Source organism: Deltaproteobacteria bacterium (assembly GCA_016930875.1).
Lineage (GTDB): Bacteria > Desulfobacterota > Desulfobacteria > Desulfobacterales.
In genome coordinates this window covers 1-6331 of sequence record JAFGFW010000176.1, presented here as the reverse complement: position 1 = coordinate 6331, position 6331 = coordinate 1, and the positions used below count along the sequence as shown (strand labels likewise).

Annotated in this window: 6 protein-coding genes and 2 rRNA genes; 1 reads left to right on the top strand and 7 read right to left on the bottom strand. The window is 49.6% G+C overall.

Annotated elements, in window-relative coordinates; translation table 11 throughout:
• Nucleotides 1-346 precede the first annotated feature (346 nt).
• From JW883_15085 to JW883_15065, 5 genes are all read right to left on the bottom strand, one after another.
• Nucleotides 347-745, bottom strand: a complete 399-nt coding sequence (locus JW883_15085) for a type II toxin-antitoxin system VapC family toxin (GenBank protein ID MBN1843588.1) — start codon at nt 743-745, stop codon at nt 347-349.
• Entirely contained in the window at nt 745-1026 is a 282-nt protein-coding gene (locus tag JW883_15080; GenBank protein MBN1843587.1) for a type II toxin-antitoxin system Phd/YefM family antitoxin, read from the bottom strand. The genes JW883_15085 and JW883_15080 overlap by 1 nt, the downstream gene beginning before the upstream one ends.
• A gap of 659 nt (nt 1027-1685) precedes the next feature.
• Nucleotides 1686-2672 carry an alpha-ketoacid dehydrogenase subunit beta gene (locus tag JW883_15075; GenBank protein MBN1843586.1) on the bottom strand — a complete coding sequence of 329 codons (987 nt, stop codon included), beginning with the start codon at nt 2670-2672 and terminating at the stop codon, nt 1686-1688.
• 12 nt (nt 2673-2684) lie between these two features.
• Complete coding sequence (locus JW883_15070) at nt 2685-3686, bottom strand: thiamine pyrophosphate-dependent dehydrogenase E1 component subunit alpha (GenBank protein ID MBN1843585.1); 1002 nt, start codon at nt 3684-3686, stop codon at nt 2685-2687.
• 258 nt (nt 3687-3944) lie between these two features.
• Nucleotides 3945-4145 (bottom strand): hypothetical protein, encoded by a 201-nt coding sequence (locus JW883_15065; protein ID MBN1843584.1) that lies wholly within the window; start codon nt 4143-4145, stop codon nt 3945-3947.
• Between the two features lie 504 nt (nt 4146-4649).
• Between JW883_15065 and JW883_15060 the strand changes: the two genes are divergently transcribed.
• Nucleotides 4650-5441, top strand: a complete 792-nt coding sequence (locus JW883_15060) for an HD domain-containing protein (protein MBN1843583.1) — start codon at nt 4650-4652, stop codon at nt 5439-5441.
• 320 nt (nt 5442-5761) lie between these two features.
• Here JW883_15060 and rrf read toward each other — a convergent pair.
• Nucleotides 5762-5878: ribosomal RNA gene (gene rrf, locus JW883_15055) — 5S ribosomal RNA — on the bottom strand.
• Between the two features lie 83 nt (nt 5879-5961).
• Nucleotides 5962-6331, bottom strand: a 23S ribosomal RNA gene (locus JW883_15050); the annotation flags it as partial.

Below are 6331 nucleotides of genomic sequence, written 5' to 3'. Positions count from 1 at the left end.
GTGAGTAATGACACGACATGTCTCCGCGTATACCAAAATTGAAAAGCTGTGTCCAGCAAAATTTAAGAGTTCACCGAATATTTACCAACAACAGGTGATTTGACGACTTAAAAGGCCATTTTCAAGGGCAAAATCATCACTCCAAAAGCGTCTCCAACTTCTCCTCAATCATCTTGAAAAACAGCAGGCATGAATATTTTTCTGACAGGATTAACAGGATCATCAGGATTTTCTTGCCTTTGTCCATTCCCGGCCTCCGGCCCGGAGGGATGGAAGGGAGAAACGCACTCCGCCTGGGCGGAAAGATCAAAAAATGTTATATCCTGTTCATCCTGTAAATCCTGTCTTAGGCAATTAATATTTCCATTTTAAGCCCTTCAATCCTCTGAAAATGTCTTTTATCGAAAGTTGCCACTGAAAAACCAAGGGCAAGGGCCGTAGAGCCAATCATAAGATCGTGGGCGCCAATCTGAATGCCCTTCCTGCGCAAATAAGCCCATATATCTGCATAGATTCTCGCCGTCAGGATGTCAAAAGGATATACTGGAAACCATTCGATGACCTTTTCCACGTAGGCACTCCTTTTCAGGCGTCTCTTTGATGAATCCGCCCTATGGACGCCATGAAGAAGCTCAGCAACCGTGATAACACTCAGGCCAAAAGGTTCTTCCTCCCTGCCTCTTATAAATCTGTCTATGTCAAAATGCCCTCTCTCTGCCTGGATAAGAAGGCTCGTATCAAGCATTATTCCCACATGCCCTCCTCTGGTAGGGGCGGTTGGTCTTTCCGTATACCTTCAAGGTCCGCTGCAAAGGCATCCAGCTCTTCATCCAGCCTGGGAAGTTCTTTGAGTAAGGATTTAAGCTCCTTTAGCGTTTTTGCCTTCTTTGCCTCTCTTACAGGCTCCATTTGTGCTACCGGTTTTCCGCTTCTTTCTATAATATAGCGGTCCCCCTTAAATTTTATTCTATTTAACAGTTCTGAGAAGTCTCTCACAGCTTGAGTAGCCGTTATATGCTTTTCCATAAGCTGACACCCCCCTTGTAATATTTGATAATCACATTTTACGCAATTTACATATTCATGTCAAGAGAAATGAGAAGGGAGGGTGGAAGGCAGAAACTCAATCCGGTCCATCCTGTAAATCCTGTCTAATGTAAGGACAACCGGAACGTCCATAAATAAGCAAATAACTCTACAACCATTGTATTTTATTGTCACTTTTTAGGCCTTTTGAAACTTCATGAGTTTGCGGGCGCCATTTTGTTTTACAGTTCTCAATAGGAAAAGAACAAAAAAGCCCCACCCCTCCTGACAGAGAAATGGAGCTTGAGCGGCAACCTTGGCTCGTGAAATAACCGGGCTCATATCCCGCGAGCAGGAGGAGCGGGAAACCCTGCAGGGGGTTTTTGTTTATATATCCTTATCATTTGAAATGTCAATGATTTCGAGCTGTAACTGCCTGCTTATGTCCATCGCAGGATGGTTTTGAGGGCTGGGGAAGATACGGGACGTTATTCACTATGTTGCATAACTCTCATGCGAAATCTTCAGGCGAGGGACACAAACGTTTTCAGGACATCCTCTTTTCCCACGATTCCGACCAGCTCTCCCGCATCCACCACTGGAAGGGTTCTGTAAAAAACAGCGTGTGTTTTGGGGGTCAGTTATAGGAGGGCGACCCCTTACCCTTTTCCCACCGTTGCCCGCACAGCCGCTATCACCGTTTCAGGGCTCGGTTTATTAAACATTTCCTGAGGTGGTGAAACAGGTACGGGAATATCTGGGGCCGCAACGCGCTTGATAGGCGCCTTGAGCACATCAAACGCCTCCTCGGCAACGATGGCCGATATCTCGGCTCCGAATCCACCAAACTTGGTGGCATCGTGTAGGACAACAAGCCTGCCGGTTCTTCTGACTGAATCCAGTAAGCAAGCCTTATCAAGGGGAACCAGACTTCTTAAGTCTATTACTTCCGTGGAAATCCCTTCCTCTGACAGGGTCTTCGCCGCTTCCAGGGCCGTGTAGACAGCTCCGCCGTAGCTGACAACCGTGCAATCCTTACCAGGGATGACTACCCGGGCTTTTCCGATGGGTATCCTGTGGTCCCCGTCCGGGACTTCCCCCTTCATCCAGTAAAGCAGCATTTCTTCGATTACAATCACCGGGTTCGGGTCGAATATTGCGCTCAACAATAAGCCTTTTGCATCCGCCGCTGTGGAGGGGAAAACGACCCTCAATCCCGGACTGTGCGCAAGCCATGCCTCCAGATTATGCGAATGCTGGCAACCAGCAGCAAAACTCACACCGGCCTTGACTCTTACCGTAAGTGGGAAGGCAGACTTTCCCCCGCTCAAATACCTCAACTTAGCAGCATGATTTACCAGCATGTCCGCAGCCAGTGTGATAAAGGGAAAAAACATGATTTCAACCACAGGTCGCAGGCCGAGCGCTGAGGCGCCCACGCCCAGACCAGCGATGGCTGCCTCGCTCACCGGCGTGTCCTTTACCCGTTTCCGGCCGTATTTTTCCAGGAGACCGTGTGTTGGCAAGTTGGGATCATAATGGATGGATACCCCAACACCCTCACCCGCGATGAAAACGCTGTCATCTTTGCTCATGGCCACATCGAGGGCATCTTTCAGTGCCTGGCCAAATGATAAAACTGCCATGAATGACCTCCTCTACTGTGCAACTTGTTGGGGGATACCATCTTCCACCCAAAGATCCTGCAAAGCCTCTTCGGGCAACGGGTACGGGCTGTCGCTTGCAAATCTGACCGCCTCGTCAACCTTTGCCTCTATCTGTCTGTCCATGACCTGAATCTCTCCTTCTGTGACCAGACCGTCTGCCAGCATACGCTCCCTCAGGCACCTGACGGGACACAATCGGGCCCACGCTTCCAGTTCTTTCTTATCCACATAGTGCTGGTGATCGTGCTCCCCGTGGCCGCGGATTCTGTAAGTCTTGGCTTCAATGAGGACCGGCCCCTGACTGTTGCGGCAGCGCGACACCATTTCTTTCGCAAGCGTGAATACTTTTTCTACGTCATTGCCGTCCACCAACTCACCCGGCATCCCGTACCCCACGGCACGTCGGGTAATATCCATCAAGCAACAATGCTCAGAGAGGCTTTGAGCGCCTGCCCAACAGTTGTTTTCGCAAACAAATAGAACAGGAAGTTTCCAGAGCGCAGCCAGGTTCATGGCCTCATGAACACTGCCTTCTGCAGCAGCGCCATCGCCAAAGAAAACCACGGTGATATTTGACGTGCCTCGGTACTGTTGGGCAAAGGCTGCCCCCACGGCCAAAGGCGGCCCGCCTCCGACGATCGTCGTTGTCATCAAAGCATTCACCTCGGGCACAGACATATGAAGGGTTCCGGACTTGCCCTTATTGACACCGGTTGCCTTACCCATAATCTCTGCCATAAGGTATTTAGGATCTGCCCCTTTGGCCAATAAGTGGCCATGACTTCTGTGATTACTCACAATGACATCATCCGGTTCGAGAGCCTTGACAATTCCAACGGACACGGCTTCTTGACCGTAGGCAAGGATTTGCATACCGACCAGTTTTCCTTTTTCCTGAGAAAGTTCGATCAGCTTTTCTTCGAATCTTCGTATCAGCGCCATCTCCTCATACATCGCTTTTTTCAAGCCGACCTCTACTTGCTGTGAACCCATATGTACCCCTCCTCTTTTGCCAACCCAACTTGCAAGCCCACGCAGACGCACAAACGAACATCTCTCACAGAGCTCACAGAGCCTCAGAGTTTTTTGACCAGATTTTCTGGGTGGGAAAATCTGCTCAACATGTCCTGCCGCCCGAGCGGCAAGATCGGCCAAACTCCCCTGCCCTGCGGGCGCCTCTGGTATTCCACGGTTATATCCAACCCCTCATATCCGGTTAGCCTCCCGGCAAAATATTGGTGAATTTTTTGTCTACTGTTTCTTTTTTCCGGACCTCCCCATCAATGGCATCAACGCTTTGATCAACCCCGCCAGGCCTACAAAATATTGCGGCCCTGGCTCACGAATTTCAATCTGCTCAGCAGGGATCTTGACCGCGCTGCCATCCCAGACCACGATTGGATCTCCGGTGCGCTTGTGATCAGCAATCGCTCGGGCTCCAGCCTTTTTCAATGCCTCTTCAGCACGAAGCGCACAAACGCGGCTGTTCCCACGAGAAATGTGGTCTTGGCATTCAGTTCATGACACCTTCCTGGTTAGGGTTAACGTGAATTGGCGTGGATTTTCACTGGTAACTATCAGGAAACACTATTTTTGTCAATGGGTTATGTCGGCTTGGAGAGGAATCTCGGAGTCTCGCTGTATTGACATTCTGTCCCTTCTCTGGCGCCAAGCCACCAAAACGACAGCATGGGCAAGGAGAATAGGTATCCGGCTGGCAATTCAGCGGTGGTATTGAAGCCTGAAATCTGATAATCTATATGGTTCTATACGGAATTGAAAAATAGACTCAGACAGTTACACAAACTAAAATCTGATGGTCTCGTAAGAAGTTCTTTCCAGTCATTGCGACGAGCGAGATTCCTCGCCTGTGATTGCGAGTCCATCATTTCATAAATGGTCTGAATATGTTGTCTGAATTAGGTGAAACCCCGGAAATGCAGAGGCGAAGAGAGGATGATCAATCAAGAAACAGTATCGGCGCTGAGAGCGTGGTTTTCAGATTATGTGCAGACATTTCAATCCGGAAACCCGGAACATGACAGAAACATAGACCTGAAAGATGAGCATACGAGACGAGTTTGCACGGAGATCCTGGATATCGGCAGGAGCTTGCGTCTGAATCGTGAAGAGCTTTGCCTGGCGGAAATCATAGCCCTTTTTCACGATGTGGGCCGATTTGAACAGTATGCCCGCTATGGTACATTTTCCGATCACAGGTCTGAAAACCATGCCGAGCTTGGCGTCAAGATCCTCCGCAAACACGATGTGTTAGAGGGGCTCAAGCAATCAGAACGTGAACTGATCCTCAGCGTCATCTCGTATCACAACCGTCTGGATCTCCCGGAAGAAAAGCCCAACGAGCGTCTACTATTCTTTACGAAACTGCTCCGCGATGCCGACAAAGTGGACATCTGGCGGGTCGTTACTGATTATTATCAGAGGGAAAACGGGTTGAGGAACGCGACCATAGAACTCGGCTTGCCAGATACCCCGGAGATCTCGGACGAAGTATACGCGGATTTGATGGCAGGAAGGATTGTCAAGATACATTCCATGAAGACACTGAATGATTTCAAGGTCCTTCAAATGGCTTGGATTTATGATGTGAACTTTCCGCGGACATTTGAGATCATTCGCGAAAGGGGCTTCATGGAAATGATCCGCGACGCCCTGCCTCAGTCGGCAAAGGTATTGGAGATGTATTCCACGATTCGGTCCTATCTGGAAAAGCACGCGAGCCCTTAGGGCTTGATCCCGTTATCGTGGAGCCCGGCTCTGGATATTCGATAAAACAAACGTCTCGGGCCAACCAAGTTGGTCAACTTGGGTCAACTTGGGGTCGGACCAAGCTATCCCCTTGATCTTCAAGGATAAACATCCCAAAAACAGGTGATTTGACGACCTAAAAGGCCATTTTCAGGGGCAAAATCATCACTGCAACAGTGTCGTCAATGTTTCCACTTCATGGGTGCGTGCAGGCAGACTGTGCCCTGCTGCGAGTAGGGTTAGAGAAGCTTGCTGCAAAAAAAAGCCCGGACGATAAATTCGTCCGGGCCTCTAAAAAATTCCGGCGGCGACCTACTCTCCCACCCGGCTGCCCGAGCAGTACCATCGGCGCTGAAGAGCTTAACTTCCGTGTTCGGAATGGGAACGGGTGTTTCCTCTTCGCTATGGCCACCGAAAAACTTTGATATCTCCTAAATCATTTTTAATTTGGATATGCACAGGTTAAAGCGTTCACTCATAGATTTGCATGTGGTAAGTTATGGTCAAGCCGCACGGCCTATTAGTACCAGTAAGCTAAATCCATTACTGGACTTACACCCCTGGCCTATCAACCTTGTAGTCTACAAGGGGCCTTCAGTTTCCCGTGTTTCCACGGGAAAGGGATATCTAATCTTGAGGTGGGTTTCCCGCTTAGATGCTTTCAGCGGTTATCCCTTCCGAACATAGCTACCCAGCTATGCCGCTGGCGCGACAACTGGACCACCAGAGGTTCGTCCATCCCGGTCCTCTCGTACTAGGGACAGATCCTCTCAAATATCCTGCGCCCACGAAAGATAGGGACCAAACTGTCTCACGACGTTTTAAACCCAGCTCACGTACCGCTTTAATTGGCGAACAGCCAAACCCTT